The sequence below is a fragment of the Epibacterium sp. ABZ3_068 genome, assembly GCF_056159265.1.
Genome location: NZ_JBSWUV010000001.1, coordinates 706,920 through 732,302, shown reverse-complemented (window position 1 = coordinate 732,302; position 25,383 = coordinate 706,920). Strand labels below are relative to the sequence as shown.

Sequence of the window (25,383 nt, the reverse complement as noted above, 5' to 3'; positions counted from 1 at the left end):
TTATGATTGAACGTACCAACGGGATTGATCGCGCAGCGGCGGTGGCTCTGCTTCTGGGAATTGGCTTTGTTCTGACGCCGCTCTTGATCACCTTTGTCACTGCCACGCAGTCTCAATCTCAATTTGTCGAAGCCGGGGGGATCCATGCCCGACTAGGCGGACATTTCTTTTCCAATGTGCACCATATTGTAACCGAAACCATGTTGCCCAAGCAGCTTTGGAACTCCTTCGTTGTGTCGGTGCTCGTTGCCGCTATCAAATGCAGTGTCGCTTTCCTTGCGACGTTTGCGCTTGTATTTTACGACAACCGACTGAACCGGATCATCTTTGCGCTGACAATCGCAAGCGTGATGCTACCGGTTGAACTCATCGTGATCACAACCTACCAAGTGGTGGCCAATGTTGCGATGCCGATCAATTGGCTCGCGGCGTTGGTTGGACTAAAGACGGACCTGAAGCTCAATCTGCTCGACACTTATATCGGCGTAGCTGCCCCCTTGGCGACCGCGTCGACCTCGGTCTTTATCTATCGGCAATTCTTTCTCAGTCTGCCCCGCGACTTGCCAAAAGCTGCGGCCATGGATGGTGCCGGGCCGATCCGGTTCATGATCGACATCCTTCTCCCCCTCAGCCGTCCCCCCCTGATCGCGACCTTCCTGTTTTGGTTCATTGGCGGCTGGACCGCCTATCTATGGCCTTTGGTTGCCGCGTCCCGTCCCGACGCACAGCCTGCGATTGTTGGTCTGGCGCGCCTTGCCACACAGGAACCGGACCAGATACCCGAAGTTCCTCTTTTGATGACCGGAGCGTTGTTTGTGTCCTTTATTCCGGTGCTTTTGATCGCCGTGATGCAGCGCCAGATCGTGCGCGGCCTGAATCTCTCGGAGAAATAGCAAAATGACTACGATTCATCTGGATAAAATTGTCAAAACCTTTGGTGAAACCGAGGTGACAAAGTCGATTGAGGCTCACCTTGCTTCCGGGGAATTCACAGTGATCCTTGGTCCTTCAGGCTGTGGAAAATCAACGCTGCTTAACATGATTGCTGGGCTTGAAACCGTGACCAGCGGCTCAATCCGTTTCGACGCACGCGAGGTTCAAGACCTGCCTCCAAAAGACCGAGGTTGCGCTATGGTTTTTCAAAACTATGCGCTTTATCCGCATATGAGCGTCGCAGAAAATATTGGCTACGCGCTGAAGGTCGCGGGTGTTCCCAAGGTGGAACGAGCTCGGCGGGTGGCTTTGACGGCCGATATTGTCGAACTGGGTGACTATTTGGCCCGTAAGCCATCTGAATTGTCGGGTGGACAGCGGCAGCGCGTTGCAATCGCTCGTGCCATCGTACGCGAACCAAAGGTACTTCTTTTTGATGAACCGCTATCCAATCTCGACGCTAAACTTCGTCATGGAATGCGAATGGAGCTGGCCGAACTGCACAAACGCATTGGTGCCACGAGCGTCTTTGTGACCCATGATCAGGTTGAGGCGATGACATTGGCGGATCGTGTGATGATCCTCAATCAGGGCCGAGTAGAGCAATTCGCGCCGCCGAGTGAGATCTATCATCGCCCGGCAAGCCGTTTTGTGGCTGGATTTATTGGCTCGCCGCCAATGAACATTCTGTCAGCGTCGGCGGATGGTTCTTGCCTACGACTGGAAAATGGTCCGCGCCTTCATGACAGTGATATGCAGGGTCCGCTGACGATTGGCATTCGCCCAGAGAAAATTGAGATTTGCACCAGCGGCATACCTGTCAGGGTGAAATATCGCGAGGATCTGGGGGCTTATGTTTCTTTGGTTGCGCTGCTTCCTGGCGGGCAACAGATAAATGTGACCGCTACTCCCGACGCAAATGTAGAAGCCGCAGACGAACTTCACCTGCGATTTCCGCCACAACATCTTCACTATTTCCACCCGGAAACTGGCCTTCGCCTAAATTGAGAAAGTAGTTAATTATGGCACCTAACCGCCCCGACCCCGTTTCATTCCTCACTGGGCAACTGAGCAGCCGTCCCCATCCGAGCGGTGTCGGGATCCCAGGGGGAGGCGAAAAATTTTTCACAGATGGCGCGGTCCAAATCTGGCCCGGCAATACATTTATTTGCCATATTGATCCACGCTCTCCAGCCTTTGAAGCCATCCGAACAGTTCAAGAGAAGATCAAGTGTAGCCCGTATTCGCCGTTCTTCAGCTTTCTGCCTCCGGCAAGCTTTCACATGACAGTGTTTCAGGGGATCTCGCCTGAGGCAAAAGCGAAGGGAGTTTGGCCTGGCGACGTGTCCGAAGATCAGAACCGTGATGCAGTTTCCGCGTATTTCTTGTCCCGCACATCAGCTCTGGGCCTTCCTTCGCGCTATTTGGTCCGTTGTACTGATCTTTTTGCCTGTCATAGCCTGACAATGACAGGTGCAGACAACGCGGCAGAGACCGCCCTGCGAGACACACGCCGCAAGCTGAGGGTTGCTACCGGGCTGGAGTTCCCGGATTTTGACGACTATGTGTTCCATATATCGCTTGCATATCTCTTATCTTGGGTTTCTGAGCCACTGGCGTATGAAATGGCAGCCTTCAGCGCGGAGATCAGTTCAGAATATTGCGATGCTATTGGCGATGTGGCCCTTGGCCCGCTGGAGTTCTGTAACTTTGACTCCATGCACCACTTCTCTCCGCTGCGATACCTGGATTGATGCAAGTAAAGAGGCTGACATCGAAGCAGAACTTTGCAGGCGATTGTCAAATCTGCGCGAACTTAGGTTGTGCGGGGCTTGGGGTGGGGGGGACCGAAACACATTCCCTATTGGAACGACCCACCTAGGAGCCGCATTTGGTTTCGGAACGCCTATGTGAGCGGGCGTTTAGGCGCAAAACCTCCTATTCTAAGGTGGTTAGTCGCAGCTTTGACAGCCGTCATATTCGCCGAACCAGCCTCTGGATTGCATGTTTCCGCCTCTTATCTATCGTATTGTGCTCATGCAGGTGTTTGTTGCAATTATGTCACGTGACGATGTTGGCAGCATCTAAATCTTTGAAGGAATCGCCCAGGCTGATTACCAGACCATCCAAGATGGTTCCATCGGACCAAAACCGTAACCCCAAACAGGAAAGGGATAATCATGATTGTTCGTCGTTCTACCCTTTCGGGGCCGATCAACACCTAAGCTGATACCAGATCAGGGTTGATCCAGTTCGCCAGTTCCCCGCTGGCGCATCTCATTACGTATTTTGGGTACTATCTCATGGGCAATTCTGTCTTGGGTGGTTGCTCGGCCGCTGCGTCCGGCGCCGACACCATCACGAAATTCTATACATCGGCAGCCTGGATCGAAGGACGGGCTGAACAACAACTTGAAGAAATCGCCGGGTGGACCGGCGTGCAAAAAATCGCGGCCTTTCCAGATCTGCATCCAGGCAAATACGGGCCGGTAGGATGTGCCGTTCTGGCAGACCGTATTTTCCCACAGCTGATCGGTAACGATATCGGTTGTGGCATGTCCCTGTTCCAGCTCGACCTGCCAGTGCGAAAGCTGAAGTTGGAGAAAGCGCTGCGCCGGATGCGCGTTCTTGAAGAGCCTGCATCTGAAGATCAGGGCCGACGGCTGGAAGATATTGGCTTGCCTGCCGATCTGTCTGCCGCATCACTCGGCACGGTTGGTGGTGGTAATCATTTCTGCGAGGTGCAGACCTTGGCCGAGGCAGACGGCGACACCTGCCTCGATGCATCACGCCTGTATCTGCTGGTTCATTCCGGCTCGCGCGGGTTCGGCAATACTGTTCTTGGGGCTTTACCTCAGGGCGCCTTTGCCGGTGTGCAAAGCGATAGCGAAGCGGCGCAGGCCTATTTGCAGGATCATGATCGGGCCGTTCGTTGGGCCGGCCTCAATCGTCAGATTATTGCAGAACGGGCAGCAGAAGCGCTGCGCGCAGATCTGACGCAGTTGGCTGATGTACCGCACAACCTACTTACGCAGAAAAACGGGTATTGGCTGCACCGCAAAGGCGCGGCGGTTGGTGAGCATGGGTATGTTCCGCTTGCTGGATCGCGGGCGAGTGCAAGCTTTCTGTTGGCTCCGACCGGTCTCGATGCTGCATTAGGTAGCCTCGCCCATGGTGCGGGCCGACGATATGACCGCTCTTCCATGCATGGTCGTGTGCGGGCCAAAAAGTCTGACATTGAGGCCATGCAGCGCAATCCCTTCGGGGGCCGTATTCTGTGTGAGGATCGAGACCTTTTGGTTGAAGAGGCGCCATTGGCATACAAATCCGCCAAGTCGGTCGTCAAAGATCTGGAACGCAAAGGCGCGGCCTCCTGCGTGGCCGAGTTCCACCCGCTCTTTACTTTTAAGAAAACGCGTGAGAGGGCCATATCATGACTGCAACCGGACATGTGTCTCTCTTGGTGACCAGCGGTCGTGGCCCGGCGGAATGCCAGCAAGCCGTGGCGGGTGTCATAGATGTCATGCGAAGCGAGGCGCAGTTGCTTGCCTTAGATTTCGATTTCAAAGGTGTGCGGACAAAACATGGTTTTAAATCCGCCGTGGTTCTGGTCAGCGGTACGAATGTGGACGTGTTTTGCAAAGCCTGGCGCGGCACGATCCAATGGCGCGCGGACAGTAAAGTCCGCCCGGCGCATAAACGGGCCAACTGGTTTATTGGTGTATTCGATTTGCCTGAAACCGCGCGAATGCCTGACCGTATCCGCACCAGTGACGTCGTGTTTGAAACCTTCCGTGCGGGTGGCCCTGGCGGGCAGCATCAGAACACAACCGATAGCGCGGTGCGGGCAACGCACAGGCTAACGGGGCTTTCGGCGGTGGCGCGTGAGGAACGTTCGCAACATCGAAATAAGGCGTTGGCCTTGGAGCGCCTTCGACGCCTGATGACTGCCCAGGCCGCAGCGGATGAAGCAGCACAAAAGGCGAGCCATAACGGGCTGCACCATGCACTCGAACGCGGTAATCCGGTCCGGTGCTTCAAAGGTCACGACTTTTGTGAGGAGAAGGGTGGTTAAAATGAAGGTAACTAACCAATTCTTGAACCGCGATTTCTTCGCGGGGGGCTGGCGCTCTACCGCGCGAGCGTTCGAAACGTCTGGGTCAGTCTGACACTCGACAACCGCAGCGCGGCCTATCGCCAATTTGTATCAGGATGGGGCAGAATAACGTTCTGTCCCAGTCGCGCCATGTTCGTATGACGGATGGCACATTGGCACGGGGTCCAAATGGCTACGCGTCGGGGAAACACTGGTTCTTTTGGCAGGGAAAACTCTGTGGTCTGGAGCGCGGTATCAATGAAAAGTCAAAAGTGGGCGGGTCGCTGAGGGTCGAGCGTTTTTCCCCGGCGAACGCGAATTGGCGTCGGTTTTCGAACAGCCAGCCTTGCTCAGATACAGGGCGGGCTGTTCGCCAATAGTACCGACGCTTTATCCGCAGCGCAGCCATCGGGATTGGAATGCTGTTTAAAAGACATCCAGGCAGAATAATTTCGTAAAGTTACATCCACTGCCCGGATTAAAGCGCCCCCCATTCCAAGCCGAATTTGCTCAGGTATTTTCTCAACCTGTCGGAATCATTCTGGGTCTTGCGCTTGCTGCGAGAAACAGAGAACAAGGTGCGACCAGCGGCGCTCAGGCTGGAGGAGCGGCGGCAGACCCGTATCACTTCGGCCAGTTGAACAAGGTCAAACGGGTCGACTTCGGATGCAGCGTCGCCCATCACATCTGCAACCAGCTTTTGGTCGTCATTGGACTGTGCGGACTTCCAGTCTGTTTGAAGCGTCTTGATTTCAGATAAGACCATTGCCCTCGTAATCCGGCCGCGGGGAGCAAGCGTACACAGTCTGCGGATTGATCCAGAAAAATCGCGGAAGTTTCCCAGCCACGCTGTTGCCGGGTCTTTTGCAAACTCAAGGTACTGCGTACGGGCATCGGAATTGAAGCCGACATGGGTGCCCAAATTCCGTTCGCAACGATCCAGTTCGTGCAGCAGGTTGGCCTCTATATCTTCAGTACGGTTGCGCAAAGGGGGTAAGGTAAAGCGCCATGTGTGCAGCCGGGCCAGTAGGTCGGGGCGAAACTGTCCCGAAGCTGTCAAGCTGCGCAGGTCGCGATTGGCACCGGCGATCAGGTGAAACCGGCTTGAGATTTCATGGTCCGAGCCCAGAGGATAGAACCGCCCGGTTTCGATCGCGTGCAGCAGGACCGACTGCATGTTGGGATTCAACTCGTCCACATCATCCAGAAACAGCACGCCACCATCAGCTTCGCGCAGCAAACCGCTTCGCTCTGTCCCTGCTGTCCCAAGGTAAGAGCGGCGTTGACCAAAAAGCATTGCCGTGGCGTCGGGCCCGTTCAGGGTCGCACAGTTGACGTGAACCAGACGGCCCTTGATGCGGCGGCGGTCCAGCTTGAGACTGTGAATGCGTTCGGCCAGTTCTGTCTTGCCGGTACCGGTTTCTCCCAGAAGCAGGATCGGTTCGTCAGAATTACTGGCGACAAGCTCTATTCGGTCGATCAATGCATTATATTGCGGATTGTGCGTTTCGATCCCGCCTTTCAGATGGTTGCTGTATTCGCGCGACAGTTGGTCGAACCGCTGCTGAAGCGCGTTGTAGCGGCTGAGGTCAAGATCAATCACGTCGAACTTTGGTTTGTCCTCATCCGGGCCAGGAGGGCCCGTCTGGATCAACCGCGCGGGGATATGCCGACTTTCGGTTAATAGGAACCAGCAGATCTGCGCGACATGTGTCCCTGTGGTCAGGTGGACGTGATACTGCTCGCGATCCTCGTCAAACCCATATGCGCGGGAAAAGTCGAACAGCTTGCCGTAGACCTCCTGAAAGTCCCAGGGATCGGTCAGGTCTAGGCGATGCAGCAGCACCTCGGTTCGGGGTGACAGCTCTTCGATCTCGCGTTTGACCTGATGGGCGAGGCGATGGAACTTGTGGTCGTGCAACAGCTCGAGCCGATCGACGTCGAAATGGTCGTGGAGGGTCAGGCTGGGGGTGGGTTTCCAGCGTCGTTTCTTGCCCATATCCAGCTGCGTGCCAAGGAATCCGATGACGACATTCTTCATGCTGTATCTATTTCTATAACCTATGATATTTTTGTATCGTAGATTGGGGAGCTGCTTTCAGCAACACTGAAAATATTCATTTTAAAACAGTGTCTTGGGTGAATATTCGTTTTCTCTCTGATTACTGCGCATGCCATGCCAAAACATCCTCACAAAACAACGAGGACAAGGAAATGGCGAACAAATCTGTGTTTGCATCGATCAAAGGTCGGCCGCTGCCTAAAGCAACTGCTCAGAACGTGCATGGCGCGCCGGCCTACGCTTATTCCGATGCCCATGCTCTGGCACAGGTCGCCGTGACCGGAACCTTTGGGGGCATGTTTTATCAAACGCCGCAGCAAGAGCTGGAATATGTTCTGGAGTTGGCTGAGGCGGTTGAGCCAAAGTTCCTGGCGCAGGCGGCGATTTATGCCCGCCAGTCGGGATACATGAAGGATATGCCTGCTGTTCTCCTGGCCATTTTGGCTCGGCGTGATCCGGTTCTGTTCCGGGCGGCCTTTGGCCAAGTGGTCGATAACGGGAAGTTGCTGCGCACTTTTGTGCAGATCATTCGATCGGGGCAGACCGGTCGGACGTCACTGGGGTCGGCCCCGAAAGCGATGGTGCAAAACTGGTTGAATACGGCGTCCGACCGAGCGCTTCTGAACGCCAATATCGGGAATGACCCGTCTTTGGCGGACGTGATCAAGATGGTGCATCCTAAACCGGCCTCGGCCGAGCGGGAGGCGCTATTTGCCTGGATCGTCGGGCGGCCGTGTAATCTGGCACGGCTGCCACAGGCTCTGCAGGATTGGATTGCGTTTCGTGAAACTGGCAAAGGCCCGGTGCCGGACGTGCCGTTCCAGATGTTGACGCAGTTGGAGCTGTCGCCACAACACTGGGCGCGGATCGCACGTAAAGGCTCGTGGCAGATGGTGCGCCAGAACCTGAACACGTTCCAGCGTCATGGCGTTTTCAATGTGACCAACAACGTGGATCATGTGGCTGCGCTGTTGCGTGATCCGAAGGCTATCGCAAAGGCGCGTGCGTTTCCGTACCAGTTGATGGTGGCGGCGCAGAACGTGAACAGTGATATGCCGCGCGAGATCGTAGAGGCTCTGCATGATGCGATGGAAGTCGCGGTGCGGAACGTACCAAAGGTTGTCGGTCAGGTTGTTGTGTGTCCGGACGTCTCCGGTTCCATGACCAGCTCCGTGACCGGGTATCGCCCAGGCGCTACCTCGGTTGTGCGTCACGTGGATGTAGCAGCCCTTGTGGCCGCGTCATTCCAGCGCGTGAACCGTGGTTGTCAGGTTCTGCCGTTCGACTTCGACGTGCGTGACGTACGTCTGGAGCCGCGCGACACGATCCTAACGAACGCCGAGCGTTTGGCCGCTCTGGCTGGTGGTGGAACAAACTGTTCCGCACCGCTGAAGTGGCTGAACGATCGTGGTCGCGCACCGGATCTGGTGGTGTTCGTGTCCGATAACCAATCCTGGGTTGATGCCCGGAACGGCGGGCAGGGCACGGCAATGTTGAAGGAATGGGAGGTGGTCAAGCGTCGCAACCCAAAGGCCAAACTGGTCTGCATCGACATCGCCCCATACGGGACCACGCAGGCCCAGACACGTGAAGACGTATTGAATGTCGGCGGGTTCTCGGATGCGGTCTTTGACCGGATCGCGGGTTTTGCCAGCGGTCGCAGCGGCCCGGATCACTGGGTCGGTGAGATCGAGAAGATCGACGTATAAGAAAGCGTCAGGCGGAATGCCTGTGGGACTACATTTTTAGGTAATGTCACCGTCTCACAATCAGATTTGTCCGCCTGACCCACCTGATAAGTAGCAAAAGGAATGGATTTCGGCGAATGCCGATGGAACTACAGTCTACCCCGGAGATGCGCGGTTAGCGACCACGCTGTGCCGATTTGGCGCATAGCTCAAATACGCAGAGTACCGGGCAAAGTGTTTCATCACTCCCTTGTCGCCGCATTATTTAGAAAACCCCGGCGAATGCCGAAGGAACTACATGGTACCAAACTGGGAAAGGTCGAGCGGGTTCAAATCCCCTCTTTGCCGACGCCCATACGGCAAACGCAGTTGCCCATTCAACTGCGGGGCGGGCCTCCCAAACTGTTTCTTCTTCCTTTGTCGCCGGGGCCCATGACACGTTGGGCGAATGCCTGCAGACCTACTGGTAGACGCACCCGAAAGGGGACATGGGCAACCATGTCGTGCTGGTTCAAACCCAGCCCGGAGAAACCCGGTGGCGGAATAAATCGGTTTGCGAACATCTTGTCGCCCAGCCAGTTTGGAAACATGAGTAGATAAAGATGATGGACGAAAAGACATATGATCCGGTTACCGGTGACCATCTGAAAGACTGGGGTCACCGTCCCGGCAAGCAATTCCCCACCCTGCTGGCGCGCGCAAATGAGATGCGGGCCGACGGGCTTGGGCTGGTGCGTATCCGTCAGGCGCTGGAGGGTGAAATTCCTTCCGTGCCGGTGACCTTGGACATGCGCGCTCCTGGAGAGGTGCCGTTTCACGAGAATATCAACGCGGCGGACCCGGACGAAGAGGACAACGTCTCTAAGGTGCGGGAGACAATGACAGTGTTGATGCGGACACCCACCATTGAGGCCGGCGCGATCATGCCGGATGCCTGTCCGGCTGGGCCGGTTGGGACCATCCCGGTCGGCGGCGTCGCGGCGGCTCGGAATGCGATCCATCCGGGGATGCATTCGGCAGATATCTGTTGCTCGGTTATGATCACTGATCTGGGGAACGCCGATCCAAAAGCGGTGCTGGATGCGGCTCAATCGGTGACGCACTTCGGCCCGGGCGGGCGAGCACAGGGGAAGCGGTTCACGACCTCGCTGAAACTTCTGGACGCGTTCCGGGAGAACCCGTTTCTGGACAACCCGAAGTCTTTGCGTATGGCGCAGGAGCATATGGGGACACAGGGCGATGGGAACCATTTCCTGTTTGTCGGCCGGTCGCGCAAGACTGGACGGACGGCGATTGTGACCCATCATGGGTCGCGTGGGCCCGGTGCGGTTCTATATAAGAACGGGATGCATGTGGCCGAGAAGTTCCGCAAAGAGTTGTCGCCGCGCACGCCCAAGCAAAACGCCTGGATTCCAGCAGATACCGAAGAGGGTCGCAATTATTGGGCGGCGCTACAGCTGATCCGCAAATGGACCAAGGCCAACCATAACGCCATTCACCAAGCGACGGTCGAGGCCGCGCGTGTAGGCGATGTGGGAGAGCGGTTCTGGAACGAGCATAACTTTGTTTTTAAACGGGGTGATCTGTTCTACCACGGCAAGGGTGCAACGCCAGCCTGGGGCGATTACGCTGCAGATGCGACAGGGCTGACGCTGATCCCGCTGAACATGTCCGAGCCGGTTCTGGTTGTGCGCGGAAAGGATGCAGGCCACGGTCTGGGCTTTAGCCCGCATGGCGCGGGGCGGAACTTTTCACGCTCGGAGCACAAGCGCCGGATGGGATCGGTCAGGCCGGATGAGATGTTGCTGGCTGAAACCGAAGGGCTGGATATCCGGTTCCATGCCGGTGCGGTCGACGCTTCAGAGCTGCCGTCCAGTTACAAAAGCGCAGACAGCGTTGTCGCACAGATCAAGTCTTATGATCTGGCCGAGATCGAGGACTACATCGACCCCTACGGTTGCATCATGGCCGGAGATGTGCCGCCGTTCTGGAAAAACAAGAAAAAGAGCCGTCGGTGAAGTTCACCGACGGCTCTGAAAACGCAACTCAAAACGACTACGATACAGGGTGTCTTGCTTCTTCTGGAGGCGCACCCAGCCCTCGCGGTTGCAATTCAGGTCTCTTCAACTGGCAGCCTGTAAACCTTCGGCACAGCGTTGCTGCACATCGCGTATGATCACATTGATCAGCGCGCGGGAGACTTGCAGTTCTTCGGCAATTTCTTTTTGCGAAACGCCAATGAGCCGGTGTCGCAAGAACACCTCGCGGTTTCGTGGTGTGCTGTTGGCCAGACTTTGGGCAACTGCCTGCAGCGCTTGTTTGCCTTCCAGACTTGCCCGACCGCACAGGGGGGTCACGCCGGCCGTTGGCAGCTGGACTTCGTCGTCAAAATCCGTAGCGATCTCGTGGCGCGATCTTCGCAGGTAGTCGATGGACGCATTGCGCACCATCCGCGCCACATAGGGGCGGAGTTTATCCGGCAAACTGCTGGGGGCCAAAGACAGGCATTTCACGGCTGTGTTCTGGATCACGTCTTCAGCCGCGTCTAATGAGCCGACCAGTTTCAACGCTGTACACAGATGCAGTTTGCGGTGCCGTACAAGTTCTTCAATCAAAGCTTCGCTGACGCGCGGACGCGGGTGATCTGGCATGGCAATCCCATTGGCATGATCCGGAATAAGTCCGGAAGTTGTGTTGTTTGGAGAAAACTGCCTTTAGGCACAGATGCCTTTGGTCGCGCCCAAATTATGTCTCAGATGGATTGGATTTTCAATTCTTACGTGTGGCTTCGGCGAAAAAATTCCCATAGGGTGCGTGCGACCCGCAGATGCGGGCCGCTGGATAGGGCTTATTCCGCAGCGGCAAGCCGTGCGGGCTGCGGGGACAAGAGCGCTTCGGCAATTTCATCCACACGCACCGCCAGAACTGACAGCAAGGTGTCGCTCAGCCCGTGGGTTTCCTCGCAATAGCCTTGCAAGAAGATACGCGGTTCAAAACTTCCGTGGGTACGCATCCGGTAGTTTCTGTCGGGGCTTTCGAACTGCACATGCGGTTCAAGCCCAGCCAACAGGGTTTCTCCTAAGCGGCGGCGATAGCCGGTAGCCAGGATAACCAGGTCATAAGCGCAGCTGCGCGTTTCGCCGCCTGGGGTTGGCTGCAGTGTCAGTACTGTTTGTTGTCCGCGGGTTTGGGCCGAGGTGACGCAGGTGCTGCGTAGCAGCCCATAGTCAGAACCGTTGGCCACTTCCTGATCGTAGAATAGCCCATAAATCTGATCAATCAGATCACCATCCACCACCGCGTAGTTGGTATTGGAATATTCTGCCATCAGCGCACGGCGCTGGTCGGCAGGCTGCTGATAGACATGTGACGTGAAACTGGCGTCGAAGATTTCGTTTACGAAGGGGCTGTCGTCCGAAGGCTTGAGCGCATGGCTGCGAAAGATGAAATCCACCTTCGGCCGGGCTGGATCATTCGCGAGGTCCATAAAAATCTCGGCACCGCTCTGCCCTGAGCCGATTACCGCCACCTTCAGCGGTCTGTCCGCTTCTGCCAGCTTTGGTTTGACGGAGCTGAGATATTGCGCGCTGTGAACCAAACCGGGATGGTCCCGCAGATCCGCAAAAATCTCTGGGATGGCGGGTTTGCCGCCGATGGCCAGCACCAAATCTCTGGTTAGATAGCGCGTTTTCCGGCCGGTCTCATCCTCGGCGGTAACAGCCAAAACCTGGCCTGTGCCGCCGGGTTCCTGAATGGGGTCTGCGCCGATTACCCGCTGACCATAGCGACAGGTATCTTCAAGCTGCGCGGCTGCCCAGGAAAAATAGCTGTTAAATTCTTGTCGACTGGGAAAAAAGCTCTTGCGGTTGACGAAACGTTCCAGCCGCCCTTGGGCATGTAAATAGCTCAGAAAAGAAAAGGGGCTGGCCGGATTTCGCAGGGTGACCAGATCCTTGATAAAGGAGACCTGCATGTCAGATCCCTCAAGCAGCATGTCTGGGTGCCAGGCAAAGCGGGGCTTGGCCTCTAGGTAGAGCGCGTCCAGCGTGGGCGCGCCGGACTGGGCACGTTCTTGCAGGGCGATCGCCAAGGCCAGGTTAGATGGGCCGAAGCCCACCCCGATCATGTCGTGGATGTGGTGCGGTTCGCTCATCGGTTTTCTCCGAGTGTCAATTGGGCAGAGGGGGATAGCTGAAGGGGTCGGCCTGGATCTGCTGGGCTGGGCCGCGACCAGAGGCGTGCTTGGAAAAAATGGGTGCGCTCTAACCGAACAAGGGTTGCGCGTTTGTGGGCAAAGTCGAAGTCCTTGACTGCTGCAAAGCCGGAACGCGTTAGATTGCGCAGTTGCTGGGTATGGCTCGCCGCGGGTTCACCAAGCAACGCCTGCGTGCGGGGCTCTGCCAGAAACATGTAGTGCATCAGAGAGGGCAGCCAGGCCGTGATATAGTCGGCGCCACGGGCGTTCGGATCGCCCACCAGCACATGCCAGCCCCGGTCCCAGTCCCCGGCTTGATAGTGGGCTCCGATACGGTTTTCACGGGCCCAATAGAGTTCAAAGTAACAGAATGGACGGCCATCGAGGCAACCAAGCACCGGCATCATATGCGGATCAGCCTGCATCCGCGCCAGATATTCCTGATGGTACTCCAACGTGCCGGATTCCTCGAAAAAGGCGGCGACACGGTCATCGTTCATCCAATTGTGAAACAGCTCCAAGTCACTGGTGGAATCCAGCGCACGCAGGGAAAAGGTCTGCTGCAGCCAAGGGATGCGGCGACGATACAAAAGGCCTGATGGTTTGGGGGCGCGCAGGGGGTGATACCCATGAGGGCCAGCCACCTGTGTCAGTGGGTAACTTAGCGGCGGCTGGACCAGCCAGAGATCCGGTATTTGCCAGAGCATCTCTGGAAAAACAGCCAGCCAGCCGTTGTCCAGCAGGCAGGCAGCCCCGAGAGAAAGAAGCTCCTGGGTCAGATGGGCAAAGTCCTCTTGTTTCAGCAGAACCATGGCTTCTTCTTCTGAGTGGCTTGTCAAAGCCTCACAGGCGGCCAGAACAGCGGGCAGGCTGATTGGATGTGAGGGCGCAGAAAGCTGCAGCTTCCCCTCTCCTTGATCCGTCACGGCTATCTTCTGCGTGGTGTCGTGGCTGTAAACCGTGACAAAACCGGGTTCCGGCTGGGCCCAATAAGGTGGGCTGTGAACTGAGGCGTAATCCAATGACACGCGGGGTCCTCCGTTTGCTGCCCGGTGCAGATGTACGCCGGGACTGCTTTGAGAACGCCGCAGGGATGGAAAAGTTTAGAAAAAAAATCAGGTAATTTGAATTTTCGCGATGCGCGCAATGAAGCGTGTTTACAAACAGAATAACCCGGCACCTGAGGACAGGACCGGGGGCAGTTTTACGTGAAACAGCAGTCAACTGAGGGCGAATACCTTTTGAATTGCGCGGTTTACGGCCACACTCAGCACTGACATGTGGTTCTCTCCGGCATAGGTTTCATAGTCAGCAGTAACCCCTTTGACCTGATTTAAAGCGGCCGCCATCTCCTGCGCAGCGGCAATCGTTCGGGTTTTCTCTTTTTCGGCCAACCGTTCCTCTGCATCGGCAGCCACCACTTGAAACGGGGCGAGCCGGGTGCCTTCCCATTCGCCAGCGGAGAGATGGACATAAGGGCGGCGTGGCGCGGGATCAAAATTTTCCAGATGCTGCAGCAGGAAGCTGTTTTCCCAAGTGATCGCGGGGCTTGCAGCGACCCAATGACTGAAGGTTTCCGGGCGGGTGAACAGCAGCCAAAGAGCAAAAAGCCCGCCAAGGGAATGGCCAAACAGCCCGCGGTGCTTGGGATTGAGCGGTGCGTGAGTTTCAGCCAGTGGCAGAACCTGTTCCAGCAGAAACCGGGCCATCTCTGCGCCTCCACCGGTTCGGACCGGGTCGCTGCCTTCGTAAAACGGCGGATAGGTTTCGCCGGGGGGCGGGCCCAGGTCCCAACTGCGCTGAAAGGGGTCGTAGGCTTCGTCCGTAGGGTAACCAATGGCAACCAGAACACCCCAGCCGATATCGGTGCCGGAAGGGTAGAAGGCCTGCGCGCGCATTGCGTCGATTGCAGTGCCGATTACGGCATTTCCGTCCGTCATGAACAGGGCGGGCCAGCCGCCTGCAGGAGGCACGCCCGGTGGCACCCAGATAAACACACGACGGATTATGCCGGTCTCTGAGTCGGTAACATCGTGCCATCGGGCACCCGTCCAGGTCTCGCCGGTAGTGGTTTTGGGGGGCAGCTGTGTCATGTCCGGGCTTCCTCTATGGCCTGCAGGACATCTGCCACAAGGTCCCCCTCATTTTCCAGGCCCGCAGCAAGACGGACAGAGCCGGCCTGTGTCCCGAAGCGCTGGAACACATTGGCTGGTCCAGACAGGCCCAGAGCAGCTTGGGCGGGGATCACCAGGCTTTCGGGGCCGCCCCAGCTGACCCCAATCTTCACGACATTCAGCGCATTGGTAAAACGGGGAATGTCCACGCTGCTGTCGAGATCAAAAGCGAAGAGCCCGCCATAGCCCGAAAGACAGGCATTGCCGGGGTTGGCTTCAAACGCCGGATGGCGGACGCAGGCAACTGCGGGATGGGCGGATAGCGCACGCCCCAACGCCAGCCCGTTCTGCATGTGGCGTGCCATTCTAAGGTGCAGTGTTCGCATGCCACGCAGAACCAGCCAAGCGTCGAACGGAGAGAGCTTGCCACCGAGGAAATGATAGGCTTCGTGGTCGATGCGTCTGATCAACGCCTTGGGGCCAGTCACCAATCCAGCCAGGGTGTCGGAGTGGCCAGCCAAGTATTTTGAGGCAGCGTGAACAACAAGGTCGATGCCGAATTCCGTCGGCCGCTGGTACAATGGCGTGGCCCAGCTGTTGTCGATCACCGAGATCACCCCCAATCGACGCGCCTCGGCCCCGATTGCGGTCAGGTCCTGCGTGGTAAAGCTCCAGGAGGTCGGGCTTTCCAAGTAGACCAGCGCTGCTCCGGGCAGCGCGTCCAACACCGCTTGGGTATTGGTGCCGTCCACATATTGAGTGGTGACGCCAAATTTTTTCAACAGGCATTCGAATAGGCGGTAGGCATCGGAATAAAGGTTCTCGACAGCCACAACGCGGTCACCTGATTTCACAAAAGGGATTACCGCGGCCGCAATGGCCGCCATGCCAGATGCAAACCCGCGGGCCGCCTCCATGCCTTCCAGGCGGGCGATGAGGCTCTCAAGTTCTGCCACCGTAGGGTTGTTGCCGCGGCTGTAAACGTAACGGTTGGAGTCTCCTGCAAAGACAGCTGCCAAGTCTTCGTAACGATCAAATAGAAAGGAAGACGTCTGGAATACGGGCACTGAGCTGGCACCATGGGGCATCGCATCGTGCGGGGCTATGAGATCGGGTGTCAGCCGGTCAGATACCGGTGTCAGTTTCTGGGGTGAGTGATCGTTCATGTCGGTAGACCTTTCAGGGGAGCGTGCGGAAGATGTCGCAGGATCAGAACGGCGGCGATGCCGGTGACGAGGGCAGCCAAGGACAGCGCTGGGGCAAGCCCGGCAAAGCCCCAGAGGCTGGCAGCCGCGAATAAGAGTGGCAGAAACAGCCAGCCGAGCGGCGCCAAACCAAGAAGCGCCGCGTCCCGGGCGCGGGAAGAGGCTTGCAAGCTGACTTGGGCTGCATGGCGCAGGGCTGTTGCTGGCAAAGACACGGCCAGCGCTGCCAGCGCGGGTGCAGCAAGGGACTGAACCGTTGGGTCTGCGGTGAACAGCGCGCTGATCTGAGGTGCTGCGTTGAGGCCGGTTACCAGGAACAGGCCGGCAGCTGCCGCAGCAATTGTTGCTGTGGTGAGAGCAGCGCGGGCCAGGCGGGTGAGGTTGCCCGCGCCTGCCGCATGCGCCAGTACCGCCTGTGCTCCGAGGCAGAAACCTTCCACCGGTAATGTTGCGAGAACCCAGAGCCTGAGCGCAATGCCCATGGCTGCCTGACCCGCTGCCCCTTCGTATTTTCCGGCCAGCCGATAAAGAAGCAGGAAGGCGAGGCTGGCCAAGAGCACCGAGGCTGCTTCGGGCAGGCCGATACGCAAGACCGGCCAGAGACGCGCGAAGGCGCTGGCAGAAAGGCGCGGACGTAGGCGTAATGCGGTGCGGGAAGCCGTGAAATACCAGCCATAAAGAACCAAAGTGCAGATCTGGGCTAAAACGGTGGCCAATGCCGCCCCTTGCACGCCGAGCCCTGCGGTGAAAATCAGCAGCGGATCCAGCGCCATGTTAAGTGAGAAACAGAGCATCAGGCTAAAGAGACTGAAACGGGCGTGTCCGCTGCCGATGGCGGTGAAATCGCACAAGATCTGCACCATACCCAACCCGGCCGAGAGCGTGAGAATTCTGAGGTACTGCTGAGCAGGTTCGCGCACTGATCCGGTTGCGCCGAGCGCGTCCAGCATCGGTCTCTGTGCCAGCCAAAGTGTGGCGCTGGCAAGGGCTGCCAGTAACAAGCACAGCATCATGGCACTGGATGCAAGCCGGACGGCCTCTGGTCTGTGACCGGACCCCAGGGCGCGGCCTGCGGCGGCGGCGGTGCCGATGCCAAGTCCCACGCCAATTGCAGCGGTCAGACCGGTAATCGGTAAGGCCAAGCTGACAGCCGCCAGTGCGTCCTGTCCCAGTTGACCGACAAAATAGCTGTCCACGCCTTGATGAGCGGCATTGATCGACAGACCACCTGCGGTAGGGAGGCCCGCGCGCAGAAGTGTCCGGATAAGGTCTGGGCTGGCAAGGTTCAATGCGGTCATGCGCTGTGGCTTCCGTTTCAAAAGGATCCGTACTGACCTTTGACGCCAGGGCTGCGGAAAAATTCACAAGCTAGGTGCAAGTTTTCTGCCAAGCAGGGTGAACCGCAGACCACACGCTGCGTCTTTCCGGAGACAAGAGGTGAATGGAGACCCGAAGATGACAAACCCTGAACCCGATAAATGGATCTGCGTCAGAAACGGTGAAGGTCGCTGGTCGGTCTGGCCTGCCGATCTGCCGACACCGGCGGGATGGCACGCCAAAGGCAGGCCTGCGGATCGTGACACATGCCTTCAGGAAATAGAGACCCGCTGGACGGATCCGCGCTCTGAAGCGTTGAAGGAGGCGATGTCATGAACGAAACGCTGGTGATTGAAGAGGCGGGGACAGAGTTAATACCGGGTGAAAAGCAGGTTTGGGCTCATGAACAGGTGGGGCAATTGGCTCCTTACGGTGTGCAGGTGCTGCTGCTTCGGGCGGATTTGCGTTGGCCCTACTCACAGGTCCGGCAGGCTGCGCAGGCTGCCGTTGAGGCGCATCCGGTGTTTTCTGCGCGTCTGCATCGGCTTGCAGGTGGTGTTATCCGCCGCTCCGAACACGAGCGGGACCGGATTGGAGTGGTGGAACGCCCGGCCAAAGGCATCGAGGCCGCTTTGGCAGAAATGGATTTCGACGTGGACGGCGGTTCTGGTGCTTTTGCTTGTGTCGCGACGGGTGACAAGGGGCATTTCTTCGGCGTCGCTTTGCACCCGGTCTTCGGCGATGCCGGGGTCTTGAACGCTGTAGCTCAGGACTTTTCCCGTGCCTTGACCGGAGAGCGAACCAGCGCAGCTGCAACGGTTGCAATGATGGGCGACGTAAATCGGGATCGCCTGCCATTCTGGCGGGAGAGACTGGATGATCTGTCCTGCGCCGTTGCGCGTTTGCCGCATCGGTTCGGGGGAAGTGAAGACATTGTGCGAGGAGGGGCGGAACATGTGCTGGCGCCGACGCTGGCGCAAGCGCTGAACCGTGAAGGCACAGATGCAGAAGCCCATTGTGCTGCAGCGCTTGGGATTGTGTTGTCCCGGTATAGCGGGCATGAGGACCTGCGTTTTGCAGTTGGTTCCGTCCATGCGGAAGCTGAGCGACGCAGCGAAGACATCCTGCCGCTGCGGCTTCGTATCGCTCCGGGCAACAGCGCAAAGATGGTACTTGAACAGGCGCAAAGGGAATTGGCAAACGGCAGGGCGCAAAAGCTGCCTTCCGAGCTCCTTGTGCAGGATGTTTTGCGCCGAGAAGGGGCGGACCGCCATCCCTTGGGGGCCATCACCTTGCATGTGCGGAGGGATATGCCTCTGCCGGGTGGGCTAAACGCCTGTGCATTGCCAGATCCAGCTTCGCAGGGAGAACTTATGCTGCTGGTCCGCCTGTGTGGTGATGGTAGCATTCTCCTGCGGGCGAGCTATGCGCGGGATCTGTTCGAACCCGCATTGGTCGCACGATTTCTGGTGCATTTGGAGCGTGTACTGGAGGCTGGGCTGGAAGATCCGGCGCGGGCGACCGGGCGGATTGCATTACTGACCGGTGCTGAGTTGGACAGGCTGTCGGCTCCTTATGAGGACCGCGAGGCCAATGCGGCTCGGGCCGTGCATGAGCTCATCGCCGAGCACGCCCGACTGACACCTGACAAAACTGCGCTGATTTGGGGCGGGGCGGAATGGAGCCACGGGAGGCTGAACCGCCGGGCCAACCGGCTGGCTCATCGCTTGCGGGCGCTGGGCGTCGGTGCCGAGGTGCCAGTGGCTGTTATTGTCGAACGCGGCCATGAGGCGGTGATGGCGATCCTGGCGGTGTTAAAAGCAGGCGGCGCCTATATTCCGGTGGAGCCGGATCATCCGCAGAGCCGCAATCATCACATTCTCAGCGACGCAGGCGTGCAAGTGGTTATCACCCGCCGCTGTCACCTGGATAAATTGCCCAAGGCGCTCGCGGCACAGATCCTGTGTCTGGACGATAACCCCGGAGCAGGTCAGCCGGAGACGGATCCAGATGTTCCCATCCATCGCGATCAATTGGCCTATATCATGTATACCTCAGGTTCGACCGGTAAACCCAAAGGGGTTGCAGTGGAACATGGACCGCTGAGCGATCATTTGCAGGACACAGCGCGTGTCTATGAAATGACGAGCGAAAGCCGGGAGCTGCCATTTTTGCCTTTCTCTTCAGATGGTGGGCACGAACGATGGATGAACCCGCTGATGATGGGAGGCTCTGCGGTGATCCCGGACGGGGTTCTGTGGACGCCAGAACAGAGTTTTGCCGCGATGCGCAGACATGGCTGCAACAATGCTTCGATCCCAACGACGTATCTGCAACAGCTGGCTGAGTGGGCAGAACAGACCGGAGAAGCGCCAGATATGCGGTTGTACTCCTTTGGAGGTGAGGGGTTGGCGCAGGCAACTTTTGACCTGCTGTCGCGAGAGCTGCGAGCGCCCATGCTGATCAATGGCTACGGGCCGACCGAAACCATCATGACGCCGATGGTCTGGAAGGTTCGGGCGGGAACCAAGTTCGAAGGCGCTTATGCGCCCTTGGGGCGGGCGGTGGGACACCGTCGCGCTTATGTTCTGGACCGCCAGTTGATGCCGTGTCCCATCGGTGTGGTGGGTGAGATTCATCTTGGCGGTGAAGGTGTTGCGCGCGGTTATGTAAACCGCCCCGGCACCACCGCAGACCGCTTTATCCCCGATCCGTTTGCACCTGAACTGGATGGGCGCAGCGGGGCACGGATGTATCGGTCCGGTGACTTGGGGCGTTGGCGCGAGGATGGCACAATCGAATTCCTTGGCCGCGTGGATCATCAGGTCAAACTCAATGGATATCGGATTGAGCCAGGCGAGATCGAAGCAGCGCTTTTGCAGCAGCCTGGGGTCTCCGAGGCGCTGGTCCTGTTGCGCGAAAATTGTGGTGAAAAGCAATTGATCGGCTATGTGGTTGCACCACAGGAGGTCCAGGAGCAGCAACTGATGCGTGCGCTGGAGGCGCAGCTGCCCCGGCATATGATGCCATCGGCTGTTGTTGTGCTGGAAAAGATGCCGACAAACCCCAATGCCAAGCTCGACAGGGCGGCCTTGCCGCTTCCGGGCGCGCGCTGTCATTCCGGCAAAGGAGCCCCTCCGGCCGGGCAGGCCGAAGAAGCTGTACTGGCGATCTGGCAGGAAGAGATCGGCAATCCGAATATGGGTGTCACAGATGATTTCTTTGATATGGGTGGCCGGTCTCTGACTGCGTTGAAGGTTCTGGCCCGGATGCGCAAAGTCTGGCCGAGCACGGCGTTGACGATTGCCGATCTTTTCGATGTTCCAACCGTTCGGGCTCTTGTCCGGCGGATCGAAGCCGGAGATGCCACAGGACGGCAAGCGATTGCGCTGCGTGGTACTGGTTCACAACCCATGTTGTATTGTTTCCCGGGGCTTCTGGTTTCGACCCGCGAATACCTCCGTCTGACGACCTATCTGGGAGACGATCAGCCAGTTACCGGCTTCTTGTGCCATTCTCTCAATGAAGAGAAGCACTTGAATGTGGCCGTTCAGGACGTGGTAACACCCTATGTGGAGCATATTCGCCGGGAAAGTTCGGGGAAGGCCTGTGCGTTTCTGGGGTGGAGCTGGGGCGGTCTACTGGCCTGGGAAGCGGCTCGACAGCTCAAGGATGAAGTGGACCTGCGTATGGTGGGAATGGTGGATGTCTGCGATCTGGGCAGCGACTTTGCCCTTGGTGCTGTACCGCGTTTCGCTCCCGGAGAGCGCGAGCAGCTGGAAGCAGAGCTGCGGGCGTGGCTTGGAAAGACCCGGATGCGCGCGCAGTGGGACGCGCTGATTGGATCAATGGATAAGCTTTGCTATGATCAGTTTCTGCGCTTTATCGGCAATGAGGCGGAGCCGCTGCCCTATGATGGACCCGAGGTATCCAGCCGTGAGCATACGTTCTGGGTGCTGATCGACAATGCGTTGGTCTTCCGCCGGTACGAACTGGCACCGCTGGATGTGCCCGTGACGTCCTTCAGCGCAGGTGACACGTTGAGCCGCGGTTTGAACCTGAAGGACTGGCGGCAGGTCTCGCCGCGGGCCGAACCGGCCGAGGTGGTGCCAGGTACCAACCATCTGCACATCATTGGTGACCGACTGTTCCACGGCCGTTTCAAGGCTGCTCTGGAGCGGGCTTTCGCGGAGCTGTAACGCACTCCGCCGGGGTATATGGACCCCGGCGGAAAGACTGAAAGAGGTGGCACAGGGAAACCCGTGCCGCCGTTTTGTTTGATCAGAAGGTCTTACCGATTGTGAAAGACACGACACGGCCTTCGCCGCGAGAGCAGCCAAAGCCGTCATAGCAGATGCTGTCATAGTCCTTGTCGAACAGGTTCGAAACCCTCAGATTGACTTCCATTTCCTGCCATTCGTAGCGCAAAGCCAGATCGGCGATGGTATAGGAGGGGGTCACCCGCGCGTTTGCCTGGGTGGCAAAGGCTTCGTCATTGTAACGTACACCGCCGCCGATGCTCAGACCTGGCAGCAAAGCTGCGGCGTCATAGTCCAGCCACAAGGACAGCTGGTGTGGCGGTGCCATGGCATTGTCGTTGCCAATGAGGTCATCAATCAGCGATTTGGTAATTTTGGTGTCCAGATAGGTGTAACCAAACACAGCCTGCAGATTGTTCGTGACCTGTCCCCGCGCCTCGAATTCAAACCCACGAGAGTGGATCTCACCTGCCTGGGTGAAGCTGCTCCAAGTCGGGTCATTGCGGTCGTAGTCCTTTACGTTGGTCTTGCGCAGGTCAAAGAGTGCGGCGCTGAGCATATAGTTGCCGTGCTCCGGAATATAGCGCAGACCGGCCTCCCATTGCTTGCTCTCAGAAGGGTTCAAAGGGGCGCCATCAATGGTTTTGCCGAAGTTCTGAACGAAGCCCTCTGTGTAACTGATATAAGGCGTCATGCCATCGGCCGACTGGTAGGTCAGGCCAAGCATTACGGTGGTTGCGTCGTTCTTCTGCGCCTGGGTTGTGGAGTTGAGAAGATCGTCGATTTCATTTTCGAACCAGCTGCGGCGCAGGCCTGCCGTGATGGCCACGTCATTCACAAATTTATGGTGGTTCTGAAGATAAATCCCCTTTTCGGTGTATTCTTCGCGGTTCTGTGTGGACAAGGTCGGGTCGGCTACGTCGAAGTCGAAAACCGGATTGGCAAAGCTGACGAAATAGGCGCCTTCGTCATTGTCGCCTGCGGCCAGATTCTGGCTGTATTCAGTTTTGCGTCGCTGGTAGTCGGCACCGATAATCAGACTGTTGCCGCCGCGTTTCCACTCCAGATAGTTGTCAAAGCCTAGGTTGGAGGCCTCTTCGGTATTGGCCTGAGCGGTAAAGCCCATGTCGCCGGTTGCAAAGTCGGTAGAGGCCAGATACAGGTGCTGGTAGTCGATTTTGTCACGGGCATAACGGGCCTTCTGATTGAAGGTGAAGCCCTCGCCGAAACGATGCGAAAATTCCCACCCGATGGATTCGCTGTCGCTGTTGTAGGAATTGAAGTCCGACTGACGTTTATAAAAGTCATCGGGCAGGCTTCCAAGGGCTGCATCATATTCAACGCCAGCTTGAGGAACCCATTGAAGCGGTGTGCGCTCGTCCTGCTGATAGTGCATCAACACGGTCAGGCTTGTGTCGTCGCTTGGTGCCCAAGTCAGGCTGCCTGCGATCAACTCGCGGTCGTTATGGGAGTTGTCCAGCTCGGTTTCACCATCGCGGAGCAACATTGTCAGCCGTCCGGCCAGCGTGCCTTCGGCGTTCAGCACACGGGAAACATCCACACCGCCCTCGGCGGTGCCGAAGCTGCCATAGCCACCATAAACGGAGCTTTCGTTTTCAAATGTGGGACGTTTGGTCACCAGATTGACCAAACCGCCGGCGTCGTTGGAGCCATAAAGCACACCCGCCGGGCCGCGCAGAACCTCGACCCGGTCCAGCATGTAGGGGTCGATCTTGAAACTTGCGAAGTTATGCGACTTGTTTGGAAGCCCGTCACGGTACAGTGCGCTAGTTCCCATATCAAAGCCACGGATCGAAAACTGGTCAAATCGGTCGTCGGTGCCCCAGGTGGAAGGATTGATACCAGGGGTGAACTTGATTGCGTCCTCAACCTGTGCAGGACGGCGCCGCTCCAGTTCGGTGGAGGTCACAACCGAGATTGATTGCGGTACCTCGGTCACGGGCACGCCAGATTTGACGCCGGTTTCTGAGGCGGGGGCGAGGTATCCGTCAACGGCACCTGCATATTGCAGCTTGTCACGTACGATGATCGGCGAGAGTTCCAGAACGTCTTCATCCTGTGCAAACAAAGGTTGGGCGGTTATCGCAGAAGCGCCAAGCGCAGTGCCGCAAAGCAACGCCCGCAACGAAGCTCGGCCGGTGACGGCCGGAGCGGATTTGAATGTCATCACTGTAGTCCCAGGTTTAAAGGTCAGACTGAGCCTGTGGCAAAGTGCGGACCTATTTGGTTGGCAAATTGAACTTTGCCTGGGACGTTCCTGGGTGGCGCGACCTTACAATTTGCGGATGAGGAGTCAATGGTAACGCAGGTGTGACGCTTGTTCTACAGTAGTTTTATATGGCTTTTTTGCCTTGTTTTATCCGTCGGCAAAGAAATTGAACGCGCTCTTTGCCCAAAGCGGGACCAGCGTGTTTCAGGAGCTTCCCGGGACGATTATCCTCTGCTCCAATAGGCCGCGATATAGCTTCTTCCGGATGGCACGCCAGCGGCCCGGATTGCGTCGCGAACCGGCTGGACCTCGGATCTTTCGCTGGCAAACCAGAAATAAGCATCTGGGCAGCGTGAGATCTCCGTCAGGGCGCAGCAGCCCAATGTGTTCCCGGCCTGCCTGTCCAGCCAGCGCAGGGACATGCCGGGTGGAGGCGTGACCGGATACCCGCAGGCGCCGCCGCCATTTGCAATCAGCGTAACGCTGCCACAGGTGTCGGGCGGAAGGGCTTCAACAATGCGCGCTGCTGCCGGAATACCTGTTTCATCGGCAAAAAGCAGGATATTTTTTGCATCTGGAATGCCGCCGCCGCCAGGACCCGCAATGGCCAGCTGATCCCCAGCCTTCGCGCTGTGCGCCCAAGCCGACGCTCGCCCGCCCGTATGCAGAAATATATCAAACTCCAGCATGTTGCTTTGGACGCAGATGTTGCGCGCGGTGTAAACCGGTCGATGCAGAGCCTTGTCACCCTTAGGCCAAACTGTCCGACCGCTGAAGTCGAGCTTTGGGTAATCTGGATCGACGCAATCTGAGGGGGGCAAAAGAAGGCGGAAGTGAATGGCATCATTGCCAAAGCCAGATAAATCCTGGGCCTGAAGGCGGACACGCAGAAAGCTGCGCCCCAGTGGAACAATCGAGTGAACAGTGGTGAACTGCACGTCCGGCGGCAGGGTGCCCGCAGCGTTGTCATCGGGCCAACAGAGCGAAGCGGCGGCACCGGGTTGAAGGTGTTCAAGATGGCCTGCAAAGCCTTCTTTCAGCATGTGAAGCCGGTCTGGCTGCGCAGCTGATATCTGGATCGCGCTGCCTGCCTCTTCTGCGCAAAAACAGTAGAGGCCGAAGGCTGGAACCTCAATTGTGAGACTGGTTTCTGTGTCCAAGAGGATCGGAAGTTCATGGTCCTTTGCTAAGGTGCGCAAAGCCGGTCGGGTGGAGGCAAATGGCACGGAAGGTAGCCGGGACATGGTCTGCAAAGGAAAGCGCGTGTGCTCGTTCATCGGTGAA

18 protein-coding genes are annotated in these 25,383 nt (G+C 57.6%); 9 read left to right on the top strand and 9 right to left on the bottom strand.

What is annotated here, in order from left to right:
* Window positions 1-2 precede the first annotated feature (2 nt).
* From ACXAEW_RS03430 to prfH, 5 genes are all read left to right on the top strand, one after another.
* Window positions 3-893 carry a carbohydrate ABC transporter permease gene (locus ACXAEW_RS03430; RefSeq protein WP_474939994.1) on the top strand — a complete coding sequence of 297 codons (891 nt, stop codon included), beginning with the start codon at window positions 3-5 and terminating at the stop codon, window positions 891-893.
* A gap of 4 nt (window positions 894-897) precedes the next feature.
* The gene (locus tag ACXAEW_RS03425) at window positions 898-1,941 is read left to right on the top strand and encodes an ABC transporter ATP-binding protein (RefSeq protein WP_474939993.1); all 1,044 of its coding nucleotides are present in this window, start codon (window positions 898-900) and stop codon (window positions 1,939-1,941) included.
* 14 nt (window positions 1,942-1,955) lie between these two features.
* Window positions 1,956-2,687, top strand: a complete 732-nt coding sequence (locus ACXAEW_RS03420) for a DUF1868 domain-containing protein (protein ID WP_474939992.1) — start codon at window positions 1,956-1,958, stop codon at window positions 2,685-2,687.
* 549 nt (window positions 2,688-3,236) lie between these two features.
* Entirely contained in the window at window positions 3,237-4,370 is a 1,134-nt protein-coding gene (locus tag ACXAEW_RS03415) for an RNA ligase RtcB family protein (protein WP_474939991.1), read from the top strand.
* Complete coding sequence (prfH, locus tag ACXAEW_RS03410; RefSeq protein WP_474939990.1) at window positions 4,367-5,008, top strand: peptide chain release factor H; 642 nt, start codon at window positions 4,367-4,369, stop codon at window positions 5,006-5,008. Before ACXAEW_RS03415 ends, prfH begins: the two co-directional genes overlap by 4 nt.
* Window positions 5,009-5,507: 499 nt before the next feature.
* Here the strand turns inward: prfH and rtcR are convergent, their stop codons facing one another.
* Window positions 5,508-7,070, bottom strand: coding sequence for an RNA repair transcriptional activator RtcR (rtcR, locus tag ACXAEW_RS03405; RefSeq protein ID WP_474939989.1), 1,563 nt, complete (start codon window positions 7,068-7,070; stop codon window positions 5,508-5,510).
* A gap of 173 nt (window positions 7,071-7,243) precedes the next feature.
* On the opposite strand from rtcR, the gene ACXAEW_RS03400 reads away from it, so the two are divergent.
* Window positions 7,244-8,800, top strand: a complete 1,557-nt coding sequence (locus tag ACXAEW_RS03400) for an RNA-binding protein (RefSeq protein ID WP_474939988.1) — start codon at window positions 7,244-7,246, stop codon at window positions 8,798-8,800.
* 581 nt (window positions 8,801-9,381) lie between these two features.
* Window positions 9,382-10,797, top strand: coding sequence for an RtcB family protein (locus ACXAEW_RS03395; RefSeq protein ID WP_474939987.1), 1,416 nt, complete (start codon window positions 9,382-9,384; stop codon window positions 10,795-10,797).
* A 105-nt stretch (window positions 10,798-10,902) separates the two neighbouring features.
* Here the strand turns inward: ACXAEW_RS03395 and ACXAEW_RS03390 are convergent, their stop codons facing one another.
* The 6 genes from ACXAEW_RS03390 to ACXAEW_RS03365 form a co-directional block, all read right to left on the bottom strand.
* Window positions 10,903-11,430, bottom strand: coding sequence for a sigma-70 family RNA polymerase sigma factor (locus ACXAEW_RS03390; protein WP_474939986.1), 528 nt, complete (start codon window positions 11,428-11,430; stop codon window positions 10,903-10,905).
* A 197-nt stretch (window positions 11,431-11,627) separates the two neighbouring features.
* Window positions 11,628-12,932 (bottom strand): lysine N(6)-hydroxylase/L-ornithine N(5)-oxygenase family protein, encoded by a 1,305-nt coding sequence (locus tag ACXAEW_RS03385; protein ID WP_474939985.1) that lies wholly within the window; start codon window positions 12,930-12,932, stop codon window positions 11,628-11,630.
* Window positions 12,929-14,002: a GNAT family N-acetyltransferase gene (locus tag ACXAEW_RS03380; protein WP_474939984.1), complete on the bottom strand. Its 1,074-nt coding sequence runs from the start codon at window positions 14,000-14,002 to the stop codon at window positions 12,929-12,931. The genes ACXAEW_RS03385 and ACXAEW_RS03380 overlap by 4 nt, the downstream gene beginning before the upstream one ends.
* Before the next feature lie 192 nt (window positions 14,003-14,194).
* The gene (locus ACXAEW_RS03375) at window positions 14,195-15,067 is read right to left on the bottom strand and encodes an alpha/beta hydrolase (RefSeq protein WP_474939983.1); all 873 of its coding nucleotides are present in this window, start codon (window positions 15,065-15,067) and stop codon (window positions 14,195-14,197) included.
* Window positions 15,064-16,254 (bottom strand): PLP-dependent transferase, encoded by a 1,191-nt coding sequence (locus ACXAEW_RS03370; protein WP_474939982.1) that lies wholly within the window; start codon window positions 16,252-16,254, stop codon window positions 15,064-15,066. The genes ACXAEW_RS03375 and ACXAEW_RS03370 overlap by 4 nt, the downstream gene beginning before the upstream one ends.
* Window positions 16,251-17,591 carry an MATE family efflux transporter gene (locus tag ACXAEW_RS03365; RefSeq protein ID WP_474939981.1) on the bottom strand — a complete coding sequence of 447 codons (1,341 nt, stop codon included), beginning with the start codon at window positions 17,589-17,591 and terminating at the stop codon, window positions 16,251-16,253. The genes ACXAEW_RS03370 and ACXAEW_RS03365 overlap by 4 nt, the downstream gene beginning before the upstream one ends.
* A gap of 157 nt (window positions 17,592-17,748) precedes the next feature.
* Here ACXAEW_RS03365 and ACXAEW_RS03360 point away from each other — a divergent pair, with 157 nt between their 5' ends.
* Both ACXAEW_RS03360 and ACXAEW_RS03355 read left to right on the top strand, forming a co-directional pair.
* Complete coding sequence (locus tag ACXAEW_RS03360) at window positions 17,749-17,946, top strand: MbtH family NRPS accessory protein (protein ID WP_474939980.1); 198 nt, start codon at window positions 17,749-17,751, stop codon at window positions 17,944-17,946.
* Complete coding sequence (locus ACXAEW_RS03355) at window positions 17,943-21,809, top strand: amino acid adenylation domain-containing protein (protein WP_474939979.1); 3,867 nt, start codon at window positions 17,943-17,945, stop codon at window positions 21,807-21,809. The genes ACXAEW_RS03360 and ACXAEW_RS03355 overlap by 4 nt, the downstream gene beginning before the upstream one ends.
* Before the next feature lie 82 nt (window positions 21,810-21,891).
* On the opposite strand, the gene ACXAEW_RS03350 is transcribed toward ACXAEW_RS03355, so the two are convergent.
* Both ACXAEW_RS03350 and ACXAEW_RS03345 read right to left on the bottom strand, forming a co-directional pair.
* A complete protein-coding gene (locus ACXAEW_RS03350; protein ID WP_474939978.1) occupies window positions 21,892-24,057 on the bottom strand; it encodes a TonB-dependent siderophore receptor in 2,166 nt (721 codons plus the stop codon).
* Between the two features lie 266 nt (window positions 24,058-24,323).
* A complete protein-coding gene (locus ACXAEW_RS03345) occupies window positions 24,324-25,376 on the bottom strand; it encodes a siderophore-interacting protein (RefSeq protein ID WP_474939977.1) in 1,053 nt (350 codons plus the stop codon).
* Between the last annotated feature and the right edge of the window lie 7 nt (window positions 25,377-25,383).

Bases quoted from the DNA above. Each gene is read 5' to 3' on its own strand.
- ACXAEW_RS03430 (WP_474939994.1), top strand. From the start codon at position 3: ATGATTGAACGTACCAACGGGATTGATCGCGCAGCGGCGGTGGCTCTG.
- ACXAEW_RS03425 (WP_474939993.1), top strand. From the start codon at position 898: ATGACTACGATTCATCTGGATAAAATTGTCAAAACCTTTGGTGAAACC.
- ACXAEW_RS03420 (WP_474939992.1), top strand. From the start codon at position 1,956: ATGGCACCTAACCGCCCCGACCCCGTTTCATTCCTCACTGGGCAACTG.
- ACXAEW_RS03415 (WP_474939991.1), top strand. From the start codon at position 3,237: ATGGGCAATTCTGTCTTGGGTGGTTGCTCGGCCGCTGCGTCCGGCGCC.
- prfH (WP_474939990.1), top strand. From the start codon at position 4,367: ATGACTGCAACCGGACATGTGTCTCTCTTGGTGACCAGCGGTCGTGGC.
- rtcR (WP_474939989.1), bottom strand. From the start codon at position 7,070: ATGAAGAATGTCGTCATCGGATTCCTTGGCACGCAGCTGGATATGGGC.
- ACXAEW_RS03400 (WP_474939988.1), top strand. From the start codon at position 7,244: ATGGCGAACAAATCTGTGTTTGCATCGATCAAAGGTCGGCCGCTGCCT.
- ACXAEW_RS03395 (WP_474939987.1), top strand. From the start codon at position 9,382: ATGATGGACGAAAAGACATATGATCCGGTTACCGGTGACCATCTGAAA.
- ACXAEW_RS03390 (WP_474939986.1), bottom strand. From the start codon at position 11,430: ATGCCAGATCACCCGCGTCCGCGCGTCAGCGAAGCTTTGATTGAAGAA.
- ACXAEW_RS03385 (WP_474939985.1), bottom strand. From the start codon at position 12,932: ATGAGCGAACCGCACCACATCCACGACATGATCGGGGTGGGCTTCGGC.
- ACXAEW_RS03375 (WP_474939983.1), bottom strand. From the start codon at position 15,067: ATGACACAGCTGCCCCCCAAAACCACTACCGGCGAGACCTGGACGGGT.
- ACXAEW_RS03370 (WP_474939982.1), bottom strand. From the start codon at position 16,254: ATGAACGATCACTCACCCCAGAAACTGACACCGGTATCTGACCGGCTG.
- ACXAEW_RS03365 (WP_474939981.1), bottom strand. From the start codon at position 17,591: ATGACCGCATTGAACCTTGCCAGCCCAGACCTTATCCGGACACTTCTG.
- ACXAEW_RS03360 (WP_474939980.1), top strand. From the start codon at position 17,749: ATGACAAACCCTGAACCCGATAAATGGATCTGCGTCAGAAACGGTGAA.
- ACXAEW_RS03355 (WP_474939979.1), top strand. From the start codon at position 17,943: ATGAACGAAACGCTGGTGATTGAAGAGGCGGGGACAGAGTTAATACCG.
- ACXAEW_RS03350 (WP_474939978.1), bottom strand. From the start codon at position 24,057: ATGACATTCAAATCCGCTCCGGCCGTCACCGGCCGAGCTTCGTTGCGG.
- ACXAEW_RS03345 (WP_474939977.1), bottom strand. From the start codon at position 25,376: ATGAACGAGCACACGCGCTTTCCTTTGCAGACCATGTCCCGGCTACCT.